This window comes from Nostoc sp. FACHB-892, assembly GCF_014698795.1.
Lineage (GTDB): Bacteria > Cyanobacteriota > Cyanobacteriia > Cyanobacteriales > Nostocaceae > Nostoc.
Map to the genome: position 1 here is coordinate 1 of NZ_JACJTR010000069.1, position 20463 is coordinate 20463.

At 42.2% G+C, this 20463-nt stretch carries 23 protein-coding genes; 2 read left to right on the forward strand and 21 right to left on the reverse strand.

The genetic code is table 11. The features are described 5' to 3' along the window. Nucleotides 1-287 precede the first annotated feature (287 nt). The 3 genes from H6G96_RS36870 to H6G96_RS36880 form a co-directional block, all read right to left on the reverse strand. A complete protein-coding gene (locus H6G96_RS36870) occupies nucleotides 288-740 on the reverse strand; it encodes a hypothetical protein (RefSeq protein WP_190919013.1) in 453 nt (150 codons plus the stop codon). 186 nt (nucleotides 741-926) lie between these two features. Further along, nucleotides 927-2153 (reverse strand): IS4 family transposase, encoded by a 1227-nt coding sequence (locus tag H6G96_RS36875; protein WP_199339849.1) that lies wholly within the window; start codon nucleotides 2151-2153, stop codon nucleotides 927-929. A 485-nt stretch (nucleotides 2154-2638) separates the two neighbouring features. Continuing rightward, entirely contained in the window at nucleotides 2639-4144 is a 1506-nt protein-coding gene (locus tag H6G96_RS36880; protein ID WP_199339850.1) for an ATP-binding protein, read from the reverse strand. Nucleotides 4145-5015: 871 nt separating this feature from the next. Here H6G96_RS36880 and H6G96_RS36885 point away from each other — a divergent pair. Beyond that, a complete protein-coding gene (locus H6G96_RS36885) occupies nucleotides 5016-5477 on the forward strand; it encodes a GNAT family N-acetyltransferase (RefSeq protein WP_190919019.1) in 462 nt (153 codons plus the stop codon). A gap of 776 nt (nucleotides 5478-6253) precedes the next feature. On the opposite strand, the gene H6G96_RS36890 is transcribed toward H6G96_RS36885, so the two are convergent. The 18 genes from H6G96_RS36890 to H6G96_RS36970 form a co-directional block, all read right to left on the reverse strand. Continuing rightward, complete coding sequence (locus tag H6G96_RS36890) at nucleotides 6254-6418, reverse strand: hypothetical protein (RefSeq protein WP_190919022.1); 165 nt, start codon at nucleotides 6416-6418, stop codon at nucleotides 6254-6256. 114 nt (nucleotides 6419-6532) lie between these two features. Next, nucleotides 6533-7777, reverse strand: coding sequence for a DNA cytosine methyltransferase (locus H6G96_RS36895; RefSeq protein ID WP_190919026.1), 1245 nt, complete (start codon nucleotides 7775-7777; stop codon nucleotides 6533-6535). Continuing rightward, entirely contained in the window at nucleotides 7774-8166 is a 393-nt protein-coding gene (locus H6G96_RS36900) for an ASCH domain-containing protein (protein WP_190919030.1), read from the reverse strand. The genes H6G96_RS36895 and H6G96_RS36900 overlap by 4 nt, the downstream gene beginning before the upstream one ends. 383 nt (nucleotides 8167-8549) lie before the next feature. Beyond that, nucleotides 8550-8741, reverse strand: coding sequence for a hypothetical protein (locus H6G96_RS36905; protein ID WP_190919032.1), 192 nt, complete (start codon nucleotides 8739-8741; stop codon nucleotides 8550-8552). 348 nt (nucleotides 8742-9089) lie between these two features. Further along, a complete protein-coding gene (locus H6G96_RS36910; protein ID WP_190919036.1) occupies nucleotides 9090-9353 on the reverse strand; it encodes a hypothetical protein in 264 nt (87 codons plus the stop codon). Between the two features lie 564 nt (nucleotides 9354-9917). Next, on the reverse strand, nucleotides 9918-10694 hold the full coding sequence (locus tag H6G96_RS36915; RefSeq protein WP_190919038.1) for an SDR family oxidoreductase: 777 nt from the start codon (nucleotides 10692-10694) through the stop codon (nucleotides 9918-9920). A gap of 213 nt (nucleotides 10695-10907) precedes the next feature. Continuing rightward, the gene (locus H6G96_RS36920; RefSeq protein ID WP_190919042.1) at nucleotides 10908-14108 is read right to left on the reverse strand and encodes a plasmid replication protein, CyRepA1 family; all 3201 of its coding nucleotides are present in this window, start codon (nucleotides 14106-14108) and stop codon (nucleotides 10908-10910) included. Between the two features lie 141 nt (nucleotides 14109-14249). Then, nucleotides 14250-14849 (reverse strand): alpha-ketoglutarate-dependent dioxygenase AlkB, encoded by a 600-nt coding sequence (locus H6G96_RS36925; RefSeq protein ID WP_190919045.1) that lies wholly within the window; start codon nucleotides 14847-14849, stop codon nucleotides 14250-14252. Nucleotides 14850-14894: 45 nt separating this feature from the next. Beyond that, entirely contained in the window at nucleotides 14895-15089 is a 195-nt protein-coding gene (locus H6G96_RS40845) for a hypothetical protein (protein ID WP_206757693.1), read from the reverse strand. Next, nucleotides 15058-15627 carry a BRO family protein gene (locus H6G96_RS36930; RefSeq protein ID WP_199339852.1) on the reverse strand — a complete coding sequence of 190 codons (570 nt, stop codon included), beginning with the start codon at nucleotides 15625-15627 and terminating at the stop codon, nucleotides 15058-15060. The genes H6G96_RS40845 and H6G96_RS36930 overlap by 32 nt, the downstream gene beginning before the upstream one ends. Before the next feature lie 148 nt (nucleotides 15628-15775). Next, nucleotides 15776-16234, reverse strand: a complete 459-nt coding sequence (locus H6G96_RS36935) for a DUF1392 domain-containing protein (protein WP_190919048.1) — start codon at nucleotides 16232-16234, stop codon at nucleotides 15776-15778. Next, a complete protein-coding gene (locus H6G96_RS36940; RefSeq protein ID WP_242063581.1) occupies nucleotides 16231-16629 on the reverse strand; it encodes a hypothetical protein in 399 nt (132 codons plus the stop codon). Before H6G96_RS36940 ends, H6G96_RS36935 begins: the two co-directional genes overlap by 4 nt. An 8-nt stretch (nucleotides 16630-16637) precedes the next feature. Beyond that, nucleotides 16638-16856 carry a hypothetical protein gene (locus tag H6G96_RS36945; protein WP_190919051.1) on the reverse strand — a complete coding sequence of 73 codons (219 nt, stop codon included), beginning with the start codon at nucleotides 16854-16856 and terminating at the stop codon, nucleotides 16638-16640. A 120-nt stretch (nucleotides 16857-16976) separates the two neighbouring features. After that, on the reverse strand, nucleotides 16977-17366 hold the full coding sequence (locus H6G96_RS41975; protein WP_242063582.1) for a hypothetical protein: 390 nt from the start codon (nucleotides 17364-17366) through the stop codon (nucleotides 16977-16979). 25 nt (nucleotides 17367-17391) lie between these two features. Then, a complete protein-coding gene (locus H6G96_RS36955) occupies nucleotides 17392-17592 on the reverse strand; it encodes a hypothetical protein (RefSeq protein ID WP_190919053.1) in 201 nt (66 codons plus the stop codon). Beyond that, nucleotides 17585-17911 carry a hypothetical protein gene (locus tag H6G96_RS36960; protein WP_190919055.1) on the reverse strand — a complete coding sequence of 109 codons (327 nt, stop codon included), beginning with the start codon at nucleotides 17909-17911 and terminating at the stop codon, nucleotides 17585-17587. Before H6G96_RS36960 ends, H6G96_RS36955 begins: the two co-directional genes overlap by 8 nt. 111 nt (nucleotides 17912-18022) lie before the next feature. Then, nucleotides 18023-18895: a hypothetical protein gene (locus H6G96_RS36965; RefSeq protein WP_190919058.1), complete on the reverse strand. Its 873-nt coding sequence runs from the start codon at nucleotides 18893-18895 to the stop codon at nucleotides 18023-18025. A gap of 109 nt (nucleotides 18896-19004) precedes the next feature. Then, nucleotides 19005-19337, reverse strand: a complete 333-nt coding sequence (locus H6G96_RS36970) for a hypothetical protein (RefSeq protein WP_190919061.1) — start codon at nucleotides 19335-19337, stop codon at nucleotides 19005-19007. Between the two features lie 205 nt (nucleotides 19338-19542). Here H6G96_RS36970 and H6G96_RS36975 point away from each other — a divergent pair, with 205 nt between their 5' ends. Next, nucleotides 19543-20100 carry a hypothetical protein gene (locus tag H6G96_RS36975; RefSeq protein ID WP_190919063.1) on the forward strand — a complete coding sequence of 186 codons (558 nt, stop codon included), beginning with the start codon at nucleotides 19543-19545 and terminating at the stop codon, nucleotides 20098-20100. The last annotated feature ends 363 nt before the right edge of the window (nucleotides 20101-20463 follow it).

Consider the following 20463-nt stretch of genomic DNA (forward strand, 5'->3'; position numbering starts at 1 on the left):
CTTTATAGTAAAGCGTTTGCATTCAAATAGAATGCCTGCGTTAGAACAATATAGTTAGCTCTCATGAAATCGGATGCTAGCAACTCTTCTTACTTTTATTCGTTACCCCGACTTATTGAGCCGATACAAAACTAGGCTCGACAATAAAGCTCAAAAGCCCAAATCAGCGCTAACATAAAAAACTAGTAAACAATGTTTATTTCTATTGCCTAGTAAGCGTTTCATGGGTTTTTTGAAGGTAATTTAGCATGGTAGATATATTAATCTTTATTCAGTCAGAGCTTAATTTACCCACAGAAATCATCAACCCTCAACTCGCGCCACACTTCAGACGGTTGCCACCCAGAGTTGCCAACAGAACCAGAGCGCTCTTGGCGACAGTGTTCAGAAATGTAGTCCGATTTTAATGCTTCAATGTACACAGTTGGATTTGGTTCAATCACTGTTTCAAGAATATTTTGGCTCTCAAACACTTCAATGGGTTCAGTCGGTGGTGGGGTTACTTCTATTTTCTTGCGAATCGGGTTAGAGGTTTTTTTGATGAGTCGTTTCATATCTATAGTCATCATTCGGCTCTTCACAAAGAATGGATATCCCAGAATACAGGAAGTTATCAGCGAATCAGAGGCATTTTGCCAGAAAGTTGTATGGGTGATGGGTGTGGATTGCTTTTTAGGGACAAGAGCCAGCTTGATTTGGCATTGATACAACTCGATCGCTGTACCCCCAAAATCACCCATTCAGCAATACTTTTCGGTTAAGAACTAAGCAGTGTTGATAATGGAAAAATTGAGCGGTTGGCGTTGAGTACCAGTGCCACGATGAACAGGCTTCTTAGACGGAAATTTGGAACGAGTTTTTTTGACTAATCGAGGATTACTTCTGTGTTGTCGAGGCGGAATTTTTTCAATCCTTTATTTCCATGATCAACCATGACCAAAAAAAGGGAGTTGTTCGGTTGGGGTATGCTGAAATTCAGGTATCGCGGCACGAATAACCTTGAGAGTGCCGGTAAACCCTAAGCGCAGAGGAGAAATACCTGCTTGCTGTGCAGCTTGGCACATTAGAGAGCGTACTGCCCAGTGTCCTAAGAGCCAACCATAAACTTCCTGGATAACTTCACGAGGATTAAGCGAGCGGATAGGCGTTTTGCGACCATTAAGATGGGTTTTTAACTCATCAATTGTGTTTTCGACTTCCCAACGTTGATGGTATTCACGAGCTAGGACTAAAGCCGGGTAAAGTTGATGGTTTAGAAGACTGGTAATAAGACGGTAAGTTTTTTGTTCTGGTTCTGTTTCAATCGTGTACTCAATGACGCGTAACAAAATTTTGCTAAAACCCTTTTTCTTAGACTTACCATCAGGATAAATCCAGGCAAGATATGAACCATCGTCTAGAATTTGTTCTGGTACAAACTTAACATTGGCAGGAACTCTTCCTAAAAAATGACATCCTTGCTTTTGAGTTGCCTGCACCATATTGTAAGAATGCAATCCTCTATCCCACATTAATAACATCCCTGATGTTACCGAACGCAGCAGTTTCTTTACCCTGACTCGCTCTCCTATACGATAAGGACACATCAGGGCATCTACGATTAAGTGTGTCCCTGCTTCCACTAATAACACCAGTCGAATTTTGGGAAATGCCGCTCTTGTTCCTTTTGGGCTTCCGGGATATCCAAAGACTTTGGCATTTGCTGGAGTATCTGGTATGTCTAATACTGTTCCATCTGCTGCCATCACTCTTAACCCAAATAGAAATGCCCCTGGAGTTTCGGCTGTTGCTAATGGACGTACTAGCAGATAAAATAACCGACTCATCGTTTGGCATCCCAATCTCTGTCTCGCTTCTGTGATTGATGATGGGCTTGGTACACGCCAATACTGCCCTAATTTTAGCCACTGCTCTCTTAGCCCTTTGACCAGATTTTTCAACACAGTTCGCATTGAATCCGATGACCATATATTCATCGCTATTACCAAACAGACTACCAAGTGTGATGGCAGTTTCCGCTTTCTTGTCTCCCTACTATCTGTCTGCCCTAACACTTGCTCAATTGCTTCCCCTGGTATCGCTGTTTCTATCGCTTTTAGCACTTCCCCTGATTCTATTAAAAGTGAAACCAACGAGAATTCCTTGAGTTGCATTAGCTGTGTGCATTTTTAACTACAACTCTCAATCTACCTGTTTTTGCGCTTAACCGAAAAGTATTGACCCATTCAGGTAATAGTTGCTCAAAACGACCATTTTTTCTTCTCTGTATACAAAGGCAAAAATGAGAAGTTGATTGTCTCTTGGGTTGCGATCGCTGCCATTGAGCAGTGCCAAGAAATTTATATATTCTATTGAGATGAATAACTCATTGCCTGGCTAAAATTATAGTTTCTGGGCAAGGGGATGAGCTTTTATCGCCTTCAGAGATAGAAATCGTTAAAGATGCTTGCAAAAAGTGGTCAGAACAGAATCAGCGCTTAAAGCGTTTGAAAGCTGTTGTAAATCAAATTTAGTTTAAGTTGATAACAAGTTTCATGCATTACTCAGTGACCAATAGGAACAATCAGCCGAGTTTCTTCAGCTATAGGAATAAACTTCTCCGGAGAAACAAATCCTTGTTGCGGGTGCTGCCAACATACTAGAAATTTGACACAAGTTGTTGAAGGGGAATACGAATAATAAACTCAGCACCAACTCCTGGTTGGGAAATGCATTCTAAAGAACCGCCATGCTTTTGTGTGATAATTTGGTAACTAATAGCCAGTCCCATTCCTGTACCTTGTCCAACAGTCTTGGTCGTAAAAAAGGGATTAAATATTTGTTTTAAAGTATCGGATGGTATTCCTAGTCCATTGTCGGCAATGCTAATAGTGACTTGATCTGGTTCTAGTAATTGGGTGCGAATATAAATTCGGGGATTATCGATTATATTGAATTTTTTTGTTGTCCATCGACCCCTAAGTGCTGAATCTTCTAAAGCATCGAGCGCATTCACTAAAATATTTAGAAATACTTGGTTTAACTGGCCAGGATAACATTCAACTAAAGGGAGGTTACCGTATTCTTTAATCACCTCAATTTGCAGGTGCTTGTTAGCAGGGTTGAGGCGGCTTTGGACAAGCATTATCGTACTATCAATTCCCTCATGAATATCAACTGCTTTCATTGAAGCCTCGTCTAAGCGTGAGAAAGTCCGCAGAGAAAGAACAATATCTCGAATCCGCTCTGCCCCCATGAGCATCGATTTGAATAATTTAGGAAAGTCTGACCTCAAAAAATCTAGTTCAATTAGATTTGTAAACTCCTCAATTGCCTTGATTGATTGGGGATAATGGCTTTGATAAATATCTAATAATGAAAATAAATTTTGGGTGTATTCATCAGCCGATTTGAGATTGCCGTAAATAAAGCTAACTGGGTTGTTAATTTCATGGGCAATTCCAGCTACTAATTGCCCCAAACTGACCATTTTCTCATTTTGAATTAACTGAGCTTGAGCCTGCTGTAAGTCTTTGAGAGCTGTGGCGAGTTCTTCTTTCTGATTTTGAGTTTGTTTGAGTAATTCTGCTTGCTGTAATGCTACACCTAGCTGAGAAGCAATTTGGCTAAGTATATATACTTGATCTGTTTGCCATTTTCGAGGTGCATCGTTTTGGTAAACTCCTAGCAGTCCCCAAAGTTCTTGACTTTGATAAATAGCAGTAATCACGTAAGCTCTTGCCTGGCATTGCTCTAAAATTTTCAGGTAGCATTTACTAAAGCCAGCACTGTAAATATCGTCACAAACACGATAAGTTTCATTTTGAGAAAAGCGCCCTCCCTGTGTATCTTGTAAATAAGTATCTATAATTGGAGGAATAGATAAATTTTTCAAGCTACATTCACTGATATCTTCTACTAATTGTGGTTGATGCTCTTGCTGCCGAATTAGAGGCAACCACCCTTGTGCTAAGGATTCAGAGACAACTTTTCCACTCCAATCTGGATTGAAACGATATAAAATTACACGGTCAGAGCTGAACAATTGCCTAATCTCTTGGGTGGTTGTCTGAAAAATATATTCTAAGTCAAGAGATTGACGGATTTTTTCAACGGTAATAGCAATAATTCTCTGAGAATCTGAGCCTTGATTCTGAGAAGCCATAATCATACTAGACGCAACAATAATCAACTCTTACCTAGAGTTCCCTTGTTTTACTTCAAAATTAAAATTCTGTTGGAAAATTGCAGTGTGATTGACTCAGCAAGATTACGGATGTAAAATTGAAGTGCGTATACCAGTAGTAGTCAAGGTATCGGACTGAGCGATACCTTATTTAATTGTATAGGTACAAGTCTAGTAGCCTGCCAACCGTTGCATCGTTGGGTGAGGACTGGGAAAAGGGGTTCATGTTAAAGGGGAAAGGGCTAAAAACATCAATCCCATTACCTCTTGTCCTTAAAAGAGCCAAGTTCACCAGAGCAACTACTAGATCAATTTTGTGATCCAATTCGCAATTCGCCATTAAGATAGGTCAGATTTTACCTGGCTTTCCGGCGCAAGCATCTGTTGCTTAATAAGATTTGGCTTGAGTATCCAACTCTCGGGTGATGTCGTAAGTATTTATACTTAATTTTCCTGATTCTCAATTTTGACCCCCTTGATGAGGAGTATAGTTGATACTCTGTATTCAATTTAAAAAACTACATTTAAGCAGTGATATACCTAGCTAAATGCCAGCCACTTATATACTATTGACTAAACTATTTAAAGCTGTTTTTGCTAATAATTTCGTTCATGAAGATGTAACTTTTGGGTAGCTTAAGATAGTTTAGATATTTTCATGTCCCATTAACGCCTGCAACTCCTCAATCGCCATCAGCCTGATGCGTTCAGTAGCTCTCTTGATGACAGGGGTCAAAATAACTTGTAATTGATATAGCAATCGTAAATCATGTCCCCCATTGGTTTATATTGAAGATGAGTTAGTCTAAAGTATTCGGTGTAGCGTGTTAGCAAACGTTTAGATCACACGATGAAACTATACTCTCAACGGCTTTCTTTAGAACCACTGAAACCGGATCATGCCGAACTGCTTTTTGATGGATTGCAGAGTGCGAGTATATACAAATATATCGAAGATATACCACCAAAAAGCGTTCAATCACTTCGCAAACGCTACATGGTGTTGGCACGCTGTCAATCACCAGATGGAACAGAGGTTTGGTTGAATTGGGCTGTTTGGTCTGTTATAGAGAAATGCTACGTTGGATATGTTCAAGCAACAATTACTATAAATAAGAGTGCAATCCTTGGATATGTGTTTTTCCCTAATTTCTGGGGAAAAGGTTATGCACGTGAAGCGGTTAAGTGCATGATAAATTATTTAATTGAGAGATACCAAAATCTGAAATTTTTTGCTGACGTTGATGTAGACAATCACCGTTCCATAGCTTTACTGCATAATCTAGGATTTGTCAAAACTAATTTTTTTTAAAATGTTGAGTCTAACCAATATGAATTAAACCACAAAGCCTAGTAAAGTCAAGGCAATAAATTATTAATTCAGATTTTTTATTTTGTAAATACAAATAGTCAAACAGACGGTATAGCAAGGAAATTTAATCGTTAGAAAAAACTATATTCTTAAGTTCCTAAAGGTCAAATACTTTACGATTAACTGCTTGCTAATCCAAATAATACCTTAACAACAGAGAAATAATAACATTGGATTTTTTCAACAAATCATACAAAATATCTAGTTAAGATGGTGTATTATTTCGTCTGTTTTATGTCCTCCTTATTCTCGGTCAGGTTTTCGTAAGCTCAGACGATTAAATTTCTTTTGATCGGAGATAGCCAGATTACGCAGCAAAATTAGACAGAGCGCTAATTATTGTTTGATGACGATTATGAGTTGTGTAGCTTAATCCGCCTAAACTTTCTAAGTAGTCTTTTATCAGTTGACGGTCTACTAATTCTATAGGTAATCTGCATACATCTCCAGCAAAAATAGTAGTCTTCTTTTATAAGATTTAAGTGTAATAATAGCTAATTTTTGTTGGGAAAAGAAAGCTATTATAGCTTGTACTAATGTAGTTAATAAGTTTACTTTTTTTGGATAAAAGCAGTGTATTTAAACTAAAATATATACTTGTGCAAAATAAATAATTATATATTTTGTTACATATTAAATGTATGGATAACGCCCCCCAACCCCAAGAAACGCTGTTCCAGTACGTAAAAAGGATACGCGCTGCCCTTTGGCTAGCGTCAAACACAACTGGCTCTCAAACCACTGTGTAATATTAAACCGTTACCTCCCTTACCAATTGGGCCGTAACCTTCTTTTTTAGCGTCAATACTGCCATAATCAAAAAAAGTCGTGTCTCCAACACACAGCACTACGTCGCACTCTGCAACAGTTTCCGCAGTCATTTGGCAATGCGGCTGGATTAGCTTTGAAAATTCCACTTTAGGGTTGGCAAAAACTCATAAGCTCTCTTGAGTACTGTTCCACTGTTAAAGATTTCTGACAGTGCTTTGCCGAACCTAAGACCCAGAGCATAGCCTATAGACATTGCACGCTGTAGGCGCAGCCCGCCGCAGGCATCGCAGAATGGTGTTACAGGGCAAGTGTGCAGGTTTATACTTGGACTCTGTACGTCCCCCAACTCTCTGTATTAGCAGTGGCGCTGGTTCGTTAGCCGTCAGAAATTGTTCTACCGCTTGCCGTTGTTTGGGGAGTAGTTGGGAATCGGTCATGGTGGGGATGAGATGCGCGATCGCCCCATACCAACCGCAAGGTGTAGCTCCCAAAGGTAAGGCAACGCGAAACCCCCTACTTGCAATCAGAACTAACCCCTGCCGGACCTGGGGCAGTCCAAAATCAGCCATGTTGACCACGCTGTAATTGACCGAGTACCCCTCTTGCTCCAAAGCTGACAGAATGATACTGAAACTCTGACTGTTCTGATAGCGTGGGACATTTTCGAGAGTGAACACCCGTGGCTGCAACTGTAGGATAGCTTCTGCCACAGCCAGCGCAGCCGTCAGATCGTCAACCGTTTCAATACCCTTACCCGCTTTGGCTGTGTGGGCTTGGCTGAAGTTGGCGCACACCGGAGAGGCATGGAGGTAATCGGGGCGGCGGGGAAAACCTCGAAATCCTGACTGCGCCACTTCTTGAACTGTTAGCTGGACGACTCTACACCCGTATTCGCTAAAGTTGTGGTGATGAGTTTTGGCGATCGCCCGACTTAGTTCTGGTTTACTTGGGTCAAACTCTACTGCAATGACTGGACGAATACCAGCTTGAACCATGCCAGCTTCAATTCCGCCGCCACCAGCAAAAAGTACTATGGCGATCGGTGCATTATCTGGAAGAACTGGTTTTAATTTTGTATTATGAAAATTTTTGCAGACATCTAATTTTGGTGATGTCTTTTTGGATTTCGCTTTTTTGATAAAAGCGGTAATATCTTCCTTAGTTGCCCCCTGCTGTTGCATTAGACGAATCATTGAAACAGCGCCAGGGGGAATTGAGCCTATACTTCGTCCTTTCCAAACGCCGTTGTGTTTTTTCTTCCAGTTATACCCCCACCTCCAAAGAAAGGGGTTATTTGGGTCACGTTCACCAATCACACGGGGATAAAAAGCGTTTGAGCCATCAAGTAGCTTTTTAGTTTCGAGGTACTGATAAAGACAACCGACTGATTCCCCCTGTGAGCCTTTGACCCCTTTGTCTAAGAATTTTTCGGGTATTTTAGATAACTTAGCTATTACTGATTTAGTCATGCAGCCACCTCCATGACCAAATCATCAGGCACTTCAAAAATCCCCAGTTGTCCAATGTAAGGAATCGGTGTAATCTCGCGTGGATTCTCCAGCTTCCAGTGATATTGCTCAGGCATTCCCCAGCCAGACGCAACTTGTGAGAACTTGCAATCTACTATTGTGACAATGCCAATAACTTGACCGCGACGTAGAGAGATTAATTCTGGGATTACTACCCCCATGCTTTGGCAAAATTCTTTCGCTAGCTGGTACTCTTTCTTGGTACAGGTTTTTGCAGCGTGAATCAGAATGTCGCCGCGATAATTGATAGGCCAGCCTCGGTTTTCAACATTTTTGAGAGCATAAATGATTGCCCATGTCCAGGATTGACGGACTGAAAGTGCTTTCATGTACCACCTTCTAAAAATTTAGTAATTGAATGTATGCGTCTAAAGCTGCAAGTGCCGGATGCGGATGTATTTGCGACTTCAGCCCATTGCAGATTGTGGCAATAGTTCCAAGCTCTACGAAAGTGAAATGAATATTGGACTGACGGACAGAACAGCGATGTAGAACTGTTAGAAGAACAAAATTCAACTGTCTGAGAATTACATCTTCAGCTACATCAAGTCGCCAAGTAAGATTTTCGGAAGTAATCGAACGCCAGGGGTTATCGAAAGAACATTTTTCAACTTCTCTTAGTATTTTGATTTTGAACCTGTAATCCCGGTCAGTAGTAGAACATTCATCAGGGGTAAGAGCCGCCCATTATTGTAAAAGTTGTTGGTAAGTTTCAATCATTCTCAGTTTCTTGCTTTGTGTAAAAGACAATGTTTACTTCTTCAGAAGCTTTTAAAACTTGGAATGTAATCATCTCAATTTCATGGTCAGAATTAATCAGAGCCTTAAATGCTTTAGCGATAGTAGATTCAATTTGTAAACCGGAAAAGCTTTTGATATGCCTTGGTTTAGGTTGATTATGCATATTGTTGTATTTAGTTAGTGATGTTTCTTACTTATTCTAGAAAATCAGGCAGTAAAGATTTCAAAGAGTTATCTATCATAAGTTTCTTGTTCTTCACTTTGCAAAAAATGATTCTTGTAATTTCGCAAGCCTATTCAAATGAACAATCAAATTTATCTTGGATTATCAAGGTTAACTTTGTGGTTTCGTCCAGAATTTCAATGCTGTACTTCATAAACATCTAGCCTTTTATCACTCTTGAAAATTTCTAAGGCTTGAACTATCAAGTAATTTTTTCTTTTTGGTGTAGAGATAAGTCCGAACTTGCTTGATTTTCTGGGTGTTGTAGTTGGTATAAGCAATACTAATTCAGTCCAGCAGGGGCTTGATAATATGGACTGTCTCGGAGTCTGTCCAGCTTTGCTTTAACCCACGCCAAGTTATGCCGTCAGTAAGGAAAAGTCGAGAGTGTTTCAAATCGGGAAACAGTGTAGAAGCTTTGACTCTGTAGGTTTGTAGCAAGAACTCATAAAAATAGGTTTGAAACTTTTTAAAATTGAATCGGTCTAAACAAAGTAAGCAAACCAAATAATCAATGTCATAGCCCTTAGTAGCATCTTTGGTTGTGAGCAAAGGCGTTCGCTACCTTAAATTTTAGGAGATTATATGAGAAGTTTTCAAAGCATTCGACACTTTTCAATGTTCAGTCTAGTGTTCTTGTTATTCCTAACGATAGCTAGTAGCATTTTTGCTTATCAAGTATCACCATTAAGAGATCCAAGTTTTCAGCCCAATAGTGCAAATGGAGGTTCGTTAATAGTTTGGATGCAAGGGGTAACAGAAGAGCATTGGTTATTGTTAGCTAATATAATAGCAGTTTCATTGTCTACAAATTTGACATTTATTATTTGGCAAGAGCGGAAATTTTATCACAATAATAAATGGTTAAGCTTTATCCTAATGGCAGTAACATGGATGATGTTATTTAGGAGTTTTCGGTTTATATCGATAGGTTACTTGTTAATGCAGTGGCTAGTTGATTAAAGCAAGAGTCGCCCAAAGGGATTTAAACCCTTTCCTCTTTTTCCCTTCCCCTTTTCCCAGCCTGAAAAAGCGCATTTTTGGGTTGGCAGACTACCAGTCTGTTTATCAAACCAGCATAAGAGCAATATGGCTGGAGATGGCCCGTATAAATAATCAAACTCCACCTCCTGTAGAGTTGATTACTTGCCCAGTTACCCATTGTGCGTCATCTGTTACTAGCCAACCAATTAAACGGGCTGCATCTTCAGGCTGCCCCCATCGCCCTTGAGGGTTGGCTCTTAAAACTGACTCATAAAGTTCACTACTGGCATAGCCTGTATCTGTTGCTCCTGGATTTATGGCATTGATCGTGATCCCGCGCCCTATTAAATAAGCTGATAACGAAAGTGTCAGTTGATGTAATGCACCTTTGGATGCAACGTATGATAGTTCCTCTGGCATGGGATTGAGATGCTGCCCAGAGGTGAGAAGAACCACTCGACCGCCAGAACAACCACTATGTTGAGCAGCAAATGCTTGCACTAACAATAACGTTCCTCGGACATTGACTTGCAAATGCGTATCAATTTCTGCTGCGGTCAGTTGCTCTAAATTTCCCATCTTGCTGTAAGCATGATTCGCAACCAAAATATCGATGTGTCCAAATGTTTGAACCGCAGTACCGATAATTTGACCTGGTACAGCAGGGTCGAGAAAATTTCCTTGGGCGTGTGCAATCCGAGTACCATGCTTTTGAAGCAGAGCAATCAATGCAGAAATTCCATCAGGATCGGCTCCCCAGGCTTGAGTAGCATCATAGGGTGAATAGGAGTGAATGAAAACGTCTGCACCCAACATTGCTAATCGTTGCGCGATCGCAAATCCTATTCCTTTACGCCGACTTACACCTGTAACTAGGGCAACACGACCTTTCAACACTGCTTCAGGCACAACTAGAAAACCTCTGTACTACTTTGACGTACTACTAATGTAACTTTTAATGCTTCAGAAACAACTCTCAATGCCTGCCTGAATCTTAGGGGAGTAAAAATCATCAGATGGAAAAACTGATAAACATACCCCTGTTTTGTCACTTTGGGAGAATGCAATAGCCCAAATGGTTACGGAGTCTAGCTTTTGGCTATAAATTTGTGAGGATATTACCTACACAGCTTTGAGCCAATCGCACACCACAGACCTACACTCGCTCCCAAAATTAACCCATACCTGCCACTGCCCCAGGTATGCGTTCCAATAAGGCTCACCATCAGCAACACCGATAGCATTGCCGATTGTGGAGACTAGCTGTTGGTAGAACTTGCCAACGCTGTCGAGTCCAAGGTGCATTTTCAGCTTCAGCCCCTTCCATCGTTGAATAGCAATATTTTCTGGGGTATGTGGTGCTGTGTCAATGACTGGTGTAGTTGTACTTATATTATTGCTGACTGACACCAACTCATAAGAAAATGCTTCATCTCGATTTAACCACTGCCCGAAAATCGAATCACGCTGATCATCAGGGGCAACAAACCGATAAACGCACTCCCGATTTTCACGCTTACCCAACCGACCAACGTAATTCAATTTCAAATCAATTTTGGCAAGTAACTTTTGAGCGATCGCTATCGGTGTGTGTTTTTCCGAGATACTAATATTCAGATAATTCTTAATAACGTGCCGATGCGTTACAGCCAGCGCTTTAAACTCCAACATCTTCTCATCAGAAGAGCGCAACTGAACGTCTGGTGTGAGAAACTGTAACAGATTCAGATTTTCGAGTAACAGTACAGCAGGCAATAGCTGCCCCTTGTTAAAGTCAGGTTTCCAAATTGAATTCTCCCCTGCTTCCAACTGCGCTTTTGCTCTTTTAGCATCACGGTTCGTCAGAAATTCCCGCCCTAGTGTTAAATAATAGTGCATCCGCAGTTGAGGATACCACCCATCGTCATCTTTCTCGACAAGCTCAGGGGTCACGTCAATTTCATAGCGACGGGACAATTCCGCCTTGCGCTGCTGATGTCGTTCGGTTTTCGTTTTCGCCCGTTTGTCTTGCAGCTTCTTGAGTTCAGCCCCAGAGAGTTCATCAGCTTGTGCGATCGCCTGACATTCACTAGCGTACAATTCCTGGCTAGCCGCTTTAACCGACTCGATAACTGCCCCACTCTCATCATCGTCGGCATCCGAGGCATCAATAATGGTGTACCCATCCTCGACCAAACCCGCAAGCACAGACTCCCGATAACGCCGCATCTCAACGTTGATGACAGAGCCACGCTTACCCCAAGTCTGCAATGACTCCGGTTGAAAATTCTGGTCAACATAGCTGTAATCGTCATTGTCCGCCGCCGATAACAACGCAATATTCGCTTGTGTGGCGACGTGTTGACTTCTTAGCAATCCCCCTATAGATGTGGAACCATTGCCCACAAAACCCATCCCCCATTCTCTGACCCAAATGTGGCGGTCAACTGTTTCCCTAACCCTTGCCAACATCTGGCGCACAGAGTTAACCGGCTGCACTCCCTGAAAAATTCCCCAAACAGCGCTGAAATGTCCTCGAATGTCGATGCTGACCCCAGTTTCTAAACTTGGGGAGGCGATAACCAAATCATACTGGGTGAGAATTTCGTTCAGGTGAGCGATACAACCAAACGCTGCATGAGATGGATCAGCAACGGATTCGCTGTCAATTCTCAGGATTCGCAAATGTGGGAATTTGTGACGGAACCGTTCTTCAAGTGCCTGGGTTCCCCATTTTGACTTAGCTTTTTGAGCAGAGCAGCACAATAGATGATGCCCACCTTTGGAGATTGCCCGATCAAGAGCAGCAATCAAATTCTTCGGGTTACTACCAGAATAGTTGTAACAGTTGCCAGCTACGTGCCGATAATTGTTGACGATGACAAAGGGATTAACCCGATATTCTCCCGCAAGAGAAAGAACGTATTTCACATCTGTGTCGGAAACATCGGCACTAGACAGGTAAATCTTTCCCTGACTGCTGCCCAAAACATTCTGTACCAGTTGTTTGAGGTTTTTGAGGACAGATACCCGACGTTTTTGCACTTCCGTACCAGAGTTGAGCAAATGCCAGAAAACTTGGTCGCATTCGTCAATAATAATGACATCATTTGACCAGTCATTGGGATTGAATCGCGCCTGACTTTCCTGATGTAGCGAATCAACACACACCCCATATCCCAACAATGTGCCTGTTTCATTCGTGCGGACTTCGGTAACATAGTTAACACCGAAGCGATTACACAACGCCTCACCTAGTTGAATGCGATGGGTGATAATTAATACTCGTCTCTCTTGGTCGTGTGCTTTCGCCACTTCAGTTGCAAGCCATTCGGTTTTACCCGTGCCTTTAGGGGCTTTGAGGATAATCAGCTTTTCACCTTCGGGGACGAGAAGCTGACCGAGGAATCTTTGGTTGAGAGCGATTGACGGCAGGTAAGTCAACAAGGTAAACAGCTTAATCTCCCACAACTCCAGTGCAACGGCAGTGTTGTAAAGTGCATCAAATGCCGGCTGACCTTTGGCAACGATAAAATCATCAACCCCTTTCTCTTGTCCAAATGGTAAATCAATCACCCGCAAGGAACAGCCCTCATTTACTAGCAACCGACCCATGCGACTGATAGCGGTTCTGACTCGCTGGACTGTTTCAGGTTTATTATCCTGGTCAAAGCAGATGTTAACCTGTCTCCTCTCTGTTGCAAAATGGTTCAAGTCTGGGATGAGGTATGGTTTGCCATTAGCTGTACCATATTCATCAGTAGGTGTGCGGTATCCAGCATTGACACCGGGGATAGCGATCGCAGCATAACCAGCAGTCAGTAATGCCCCCGCTTTCTTGACACCTTCCACGATTGTCACTGGCACATTATGCCGCCAAACCCAGTGCCAGAAACCCCCAGGATGCTGTAGGTCTTCTTTGGTAATGGGGATGCCGCTACGATTAGAGACTTTCACCCAAATGCGATTCGGGACTAGGAGGAAGAAAGCGCGTGTCTCTTCTCTATATGGATGTTCGTACTTGATGAACTTGTGAATTTTTTGGCGGTCACGTCTGGGATGGTCGGGTTTGAAGCAGCCCCACATCATCAGCACGTAGTTGTTGAGAGGGTCAACGCCATTGCACCACCAGCCGCCGAGTTCAATGTGCTGGTATTTTTTCAAATCGCGATCGCGCAGTCGTCCATCATTGCGACGGGAGATTTTGGGACTGTAGAGCAGATATTCGTAGGGTAAAGTCCCAGACAGCGATCGCACATTCAGATGATAGATTTCTTCGTCAACGCCACTATTGAGCCATTCTTGTTGATGTTTAGCTTGAGAATCAGATTCGATTATACGCATATTCCCTCTGTTTTTTGACGCATGGAAATGAAGCGGCACTATGGGTCATGCCGCTTTGAGAATCTTTTAGATTTGAGAAAGAGAAAAGGTTACTGGGTTTGGGTTAAAGGAGTGAGAACAATTCCTTTCCCCTTACCCTTCTCATTTCCCGCCTCCTGTGTGCGGTCGAAATGTGAGATTGATACGGGTACTAACAACTTTGTTTGTTTTCGGAACCTGATGCAGATGTGTGGACTGGCAACCGGGGTGCATCACGAGCAAGCTGCCGTGTTCGAGCCAGAAGTCAGTGGATTTGCCATCTCTCGGTTTAATTTGAAACTTGCGACATGACCCCAGGCTGACTGATGCGATAGCTGGATTTATACCCATTGATTGCTCATTGTCTGCGTGCCAACCAATCGAATCCTGGCCACTGCGGTACTGATTTCCAATGACGATACGGAATTTGTAGCCAGTTAATGCAGTAATTCTGTCCCGTAAGCTAGACAGAGCCTCTGTCCACCATAGTGGTTTCAAAAACACGCTGTTGGAGTAGAGATAATCACATCCTGCATCACCATAAATGCACTCAAGGCGGGGAACTGGCATTGTTTTACCCGCGATCCTGATTTGATTTTGCTGCCACTCCAGTTTAAAGCAGTGTTGGTAGAGTTCATTGGCCTGTTCAAGATTTAAGAAATCGGGATAATAAGTGACTGGTAAAACTGGGGTTGATTCAGCAAACAAATTGAGTTGTTGCATGGTACTTTTCTCCAATTTAAGAAAATATTCTGAAGATAATTGCTGTCAGTTTTGACTAGTAGAGAAAACCTCAATCAATACACTTTCTGGATACAAACCAACTTTTCCAAAACGTGGGTCATGAATACGTTCTATTTCTATGCCCTGCTTACGGCACAATGCACTTGCCTTTCTACCTTTAGTACCGGCTTCTTTTACCGATATTTCATTACCATTGAAGATTGGCGAATCCAACAACACTATATTTATGGCCGCATGGTGTATTCACTCTATCTTGCTCAACTTCAACGGCTTTGAGCCTCGCCAAAACTTCAGTTTGTTGCTGTTGTTGTCGGAGTAAATGCTGTTCTTGCTCTGCCAGTTGTTGTGCTAGAGCAGCGAGTAACTGTATTTGAGTCATGGCTTTTAACTGGGTTTGGGTTTCAGCCTCTCGCGTTTTCACAACAAAATAACTTTGCGCTGCTGCTATCTCTGGTTTTCGTGGATCACCATTCATTGCGGTTAAATAGCAACCATAGCGAGTGAGTTTGAAATCGTCTCTAGGTCTACCTCCAGTACTTTTTGCGGTCAGACGCAAAAAGTGTTTTTCGCTCTCTTGCTCTATATTTGAGCAAGCTGCGTAAGCTCTAGAGATGGCATCCTCAAATTGTCGCCATTGCTGATATCCCAATATGGGCATCAATTCACGAGCTAACCAATATTCATTGCCATCTGTATCAACCTGCTTGATTTGGTCAAATGGGCTGGACTGATTTTCACGCTTTATAATTGCATCCATACTTCCTCTGAGTTTTTGATATGTTATGTGAATCGGCTTCGCTATTTGCCTTTTACTGTGGGTGGATCTGAATCTCTTGTTTTATTTGTTCGATGATTTCGGAAATTTCAATTTGCGACATAATTTCTCGTTGTGTGATTAGAAAGAATTAAACATTTACTCGCACTAAACTTTTTTCACCAACTAATGAGAAACGATTCGATATAGTTGGTGTCTTAATTAACGTTGGCGACATCAATTCAACAACATAAAACCAAGAATTATTCACCAGCCCAATCCCCAAAATAAGCCGTTGTTTTGTTCCCTTGTCATGAGAGCAAAGGATCACTCTTTCGCCCAAAACGAAAGCAGGTTTTTGCACGTTGAGGGCTTCTAATTCTCCAGTCCCGATGATTTGGTTTTGTGTAGCGTGGAGTATTTCATTACGGTAATCAATTGAATAAATCCAGCACTCATGCTTCCATTGGATACCGCAGCAATAGCCAAATGTTCTTGTGGTTCTTAGGTAAACTCTCTCCAGTAAATTCACCTCAACGGATGGAATTGTTTGTCCCCAAGGTGGGGAAACATACCAACTTGTTTTCAAGGCGTTAATGTGGTCAATCATGCTCGTCTCCCTAATAGGTAATTAATCGCTTCAACATCAAGAGCGGCAATGCGTTTTTTAATTGATTGTGGTGGGTTGTCAAAAAACTGCTTAAGATGGCATTTCCGAATTTGATAATGTCTGGCAGAGCGTCTTGTAGCTTTGAGCCATCCTCTTTTTACCCACCTTGTAACAGTTGAGAAATTTAATTGAAGAACTTGAGCAATCTCTTTACAAGAATAGTTATCAAGAGTGGGACGAGCTGAATAACCTAAGCTATTTAACTTCAGATAAATTGCAATCGGTGTGCGTTGATATCCTCGCCTTTTTAAGCTTGAGGCTATTTGTTTAACTGTATATAATTCAGCTTTTGCCTCAATAATTGCGAGTTCTTCATCAGTCCATTTGATACTCATAATCTCACCTACCCTATTGATGCAGATTTAGCATCAGATTGTCCTTGTACAATCTGAGCGCTCATAGATTCAAAGTCAACTTGAAAAATGTTCATGTCTGTGGACATTTCCCCAGTGTTATAGCGGTCTACTATGTGCTGCTTGATTACGGATTCATCAAGTCCATCAGGAATATTTAGGTGTGCTTCGCTTGTGATCTTTTCGACTACTGTGACTATGACTTTCATGATTGTTATTCCCATCTGATTAATTGAGGATTCAGAAATCAGAATTATTCTGTATGCGGGAGAAAAACTTCCGTGCGTTCAGCTAAAGTAATGGCATTACTTTAGCTGAACGCTTTTGTACTATTTAGAAGGTTCAGGGTTACGCTCTAACTCCCATTGCAGATAGGTGAGTGCAGTGCTAGCATCGGCAATGTTTAAATCTGGCTGATACCCTACTTTCAAGAGTTGTTTGTAGTTTGGGTGCGTAGCAATTTCGGCTATCAGGGTTTGGGCTTGTTCAACTAATTGGTGGAGATGTGGGTTAGACATTTCGATGCCCAGTCGTGAACATAAATCCTCTGCCTTTACACCGAAGGTTCCTGGCTCAATCTCCGTCGCTAACTCTTCAAGCAGGGATTGGAAATTTGGGTGTTCATCGTTAATTTCAATCTCAAATAAATCTACGCTCTTTGTAACGACAGTTGCCCAATTGGGTAAAGTCTGTGGAATATTTTTCGCGTAAAGCTTCATGATTTTCTCCTCTGGGATTAATAACCTAAAAATCCTCGGCAATCTCTAACAAAAAGCCGCGTCCCGTGTTCTGAATTTGCACCAGTTCTTTATCCAGCAGTGTTTGAATAACCTTGGCGGAGAATTGGAATTGCAACCGATGTAATGGCACACAACCGCCGCAAAGCCGAATCGAACGCAGCAAATGATTGGCTCTACGGTCAAAGCTGTCTGTAGAATTAGCCATTGTTTACACCCTTAGTTAATACGGTTAACTGTCGGTTGAGAATGTTTATCTGCTGTTGATAAAAATCAATCTCTGCGGTAATTTGTGTGAACAATTCCTGTGGGGAAAGCGGTTGAATTTGATTCTCTTGCAAGTAAGATATCTCGTCAGAATTTTTGTTAGACATCAATACGTAACGCCATCCTTCATCAAATTTATTAGCCAGTTCTGTACCAGAGGGATAGTAGTAAAGTCCTAGAATCGTGCCTTTTTCTGTACGCTGATCCAAGGCAAAGCGAGGGTAGCCCCAGTGTTGTGGGATTGATATTGTCGGTTTCATAGATGAATAGGTGAATGAAGGGACAATGAAGCTCTTGTGCAGAGGAGCGGAGGAGCAGAGGAGAGATTTGTACAGATTCTTTCCCCTCTGCACCTCCGCTCCTCTGCCTCTTTACGCTGTGACTAACTCCGTTCTCTCCAGCAGCCGTTGCAATTTATCGCCAGTTAGCTGTTCTAAGGGTTGGTCTAAAAAATATTCATCAAAAATGGATTTATCATCACAAGACACGTCCACCATCGACAATGAGCGCACAGCATCAAGCACGGAGTTAGAATACTGCTGCTGGACTGAATAACGCCTCTTCACCCACCAGTCACCGTCAGTGCATCCGACTTGCCCCAGTTTCACGCCGTTATTGTTGTAAATGCCATCATCGAGAATTTCAAACCCATAATTTTGGCACTCGTTGAAGATATGCGCCATGATTTGGTTTTCGGTAGAAGAGGAAGGCATGGGGGCAGAGGCGCAGAGGGGCAGAGGAGAAAGTTGTTGTAAGTTTTTCCCCTCTGCACCCCTGCTCCCCTGCACAAGAGCTTCTTCTTGCACAGGTAATGAACCGTCTTTGTAGTGAGTGCAGATGAAGCGATCGCAACGCATTAGAGTGTTGGCACGGAATACTTCTTCGTCGTTGACCATCACTACCGAAGGCTGGGTTAGGTGGTTGTCGTCATGGCTGATGCTGGCTATGAGTTGATTACCAGCGTAATATTCGTGATGGTCAAACGAGATTTCGACTATTGTGAGGGGTTCGGGAGCGATGGCTTGGGCTTGGTCAGCGATGTAGCCGTCGAGTTCGGTTTGGGCGAGGGCTTGGTTGTCAACATTCTGAAGCTGGGTGGATTGGTGGGCGATGATTGCGTTTACCCAGGTGTCGATCGCTCTTTTGTCCCCGGTGGGTGTTACGCCTAATTCGGCAGCGATTCTTTTGAGGCGGGGGAGGTTATAGCGGGAAAGGGCTTGCTGTGTGTAGTTTGGATGGGTCATAATAGAAACTCCTGTAAAAGGGCCAAAGGGTGATCGCAGAGCCTACGAAACTTGAGCGGTCGCCTTTTGTTTTGTATGTTTCTATTTTACCGTTGTCAACGGACAATGGTCAAGCAATAACAGTAATTATTTTGGCAGTATCGAAAAAATCAGTGATATCAGCATTTAGTGCTTCACACAAAACGTTAACAACCTCTACTGAAACAGTGATTGTTCCACTTTTGAGGCGAGTAGCATAATAATCGGGCTGTTCTAATTGCTGAATATATTGGTGTGCAACCTTTTGACCAAGTTCAGTAGTTTTTTGCTCAAGCTGACGCCGAGGTATATTTCCGCGTAATTCTGTTAACTTTTTAGCTTGTTTATTACCCCATTTGAATGTAGCAATATGTTCAATATCTATCATTGTAGTAATTTTTTTACCGTTGCTACTTGCCAGCATAACATTTTAGATTTATTGTTGTAAGCAGTAATAAAGTACCTTACAGGGAGGTGGCATGACCGTTCATGTCATCAACTTTGTATTACTATGCAACAACCAAAGATAGTGATCACCTTGTGTAGTTAGGAAAATTTACTCTTAGTTGAATCATGGAAGTAGTAAGTAAGGGAGCGATCACTTCTTTAAGAAATCTGGGCTATGGGAGATGAGCAACAGCCCTAGTAAAAATCGCCGACGCAAGGGCGAGGGCAACGGTTCTATTCACTGGCGCATCATAACTAAGAAGGGGAAGGATTACCCCCAAGCTTATTACCACTGGCAAGAAAATGGAAAGAAAAGGACGAAGTACATCCCTAAAAAATTACTAGGGGATATTCAGGAAGCTGAAGCAGCCAAACGTCCAGTTGTAGAGATATTACAGATGTTGGGGGTTGAGGTTAGCCCTAGTAAATTACTAGGGGATAAACAGATAAACCCTAGTAATGCAGCTTTAGAAACAAGCCCTAGTAATGACATATCCCCTAGTAAAATGCGGCGAAACAAAGGTGAGGGGAGCGGTAGTATTCATTGGCGAACCATAATTAAGAACGGCAGAGATTACCAACAGGCATACTATCACTACGAATTTTGGAGTGAGGGCGATCGCTTGGTCAAATCGTCGAAGTACATTCCCAAGCGGTTACTGAATCGTGTTCAGCAGATGGAGCGGGAGAAAGCGGCTGTTAAGGAGATATTGCAATTGCTGGGGATGATGAAATCATGATTCTAAGGCTGTCACGGTAACTCCTGTTGAAATACCTGACTGACTGAACAAGAGAGAGTGTCGGGAGCAAAGCAGTGAAGCAGTCCGCAGAAAGGGGTTTTTTCAAGTAGAGGAACTGCCGAATCCGTAAGGGTTCCCGTCGAGTCTAAACCCCATCAGAAAGAAGGGCTTGCCGATAGGCAGCACTACTGTTAAAACCGAGCTAAGTTGCGAGATTCAGCAAAAACATCAATCTCGATGCACTTTCTGTTGATTTTCCGTATAGTAAATAGTTGGGCTGTTTTCTTGTTTTAATGACATTCGTATTGGATGGTGAACAATTATGAGTTCAAATCAGCAGTTTCTGCAAAATTTATACGAAGC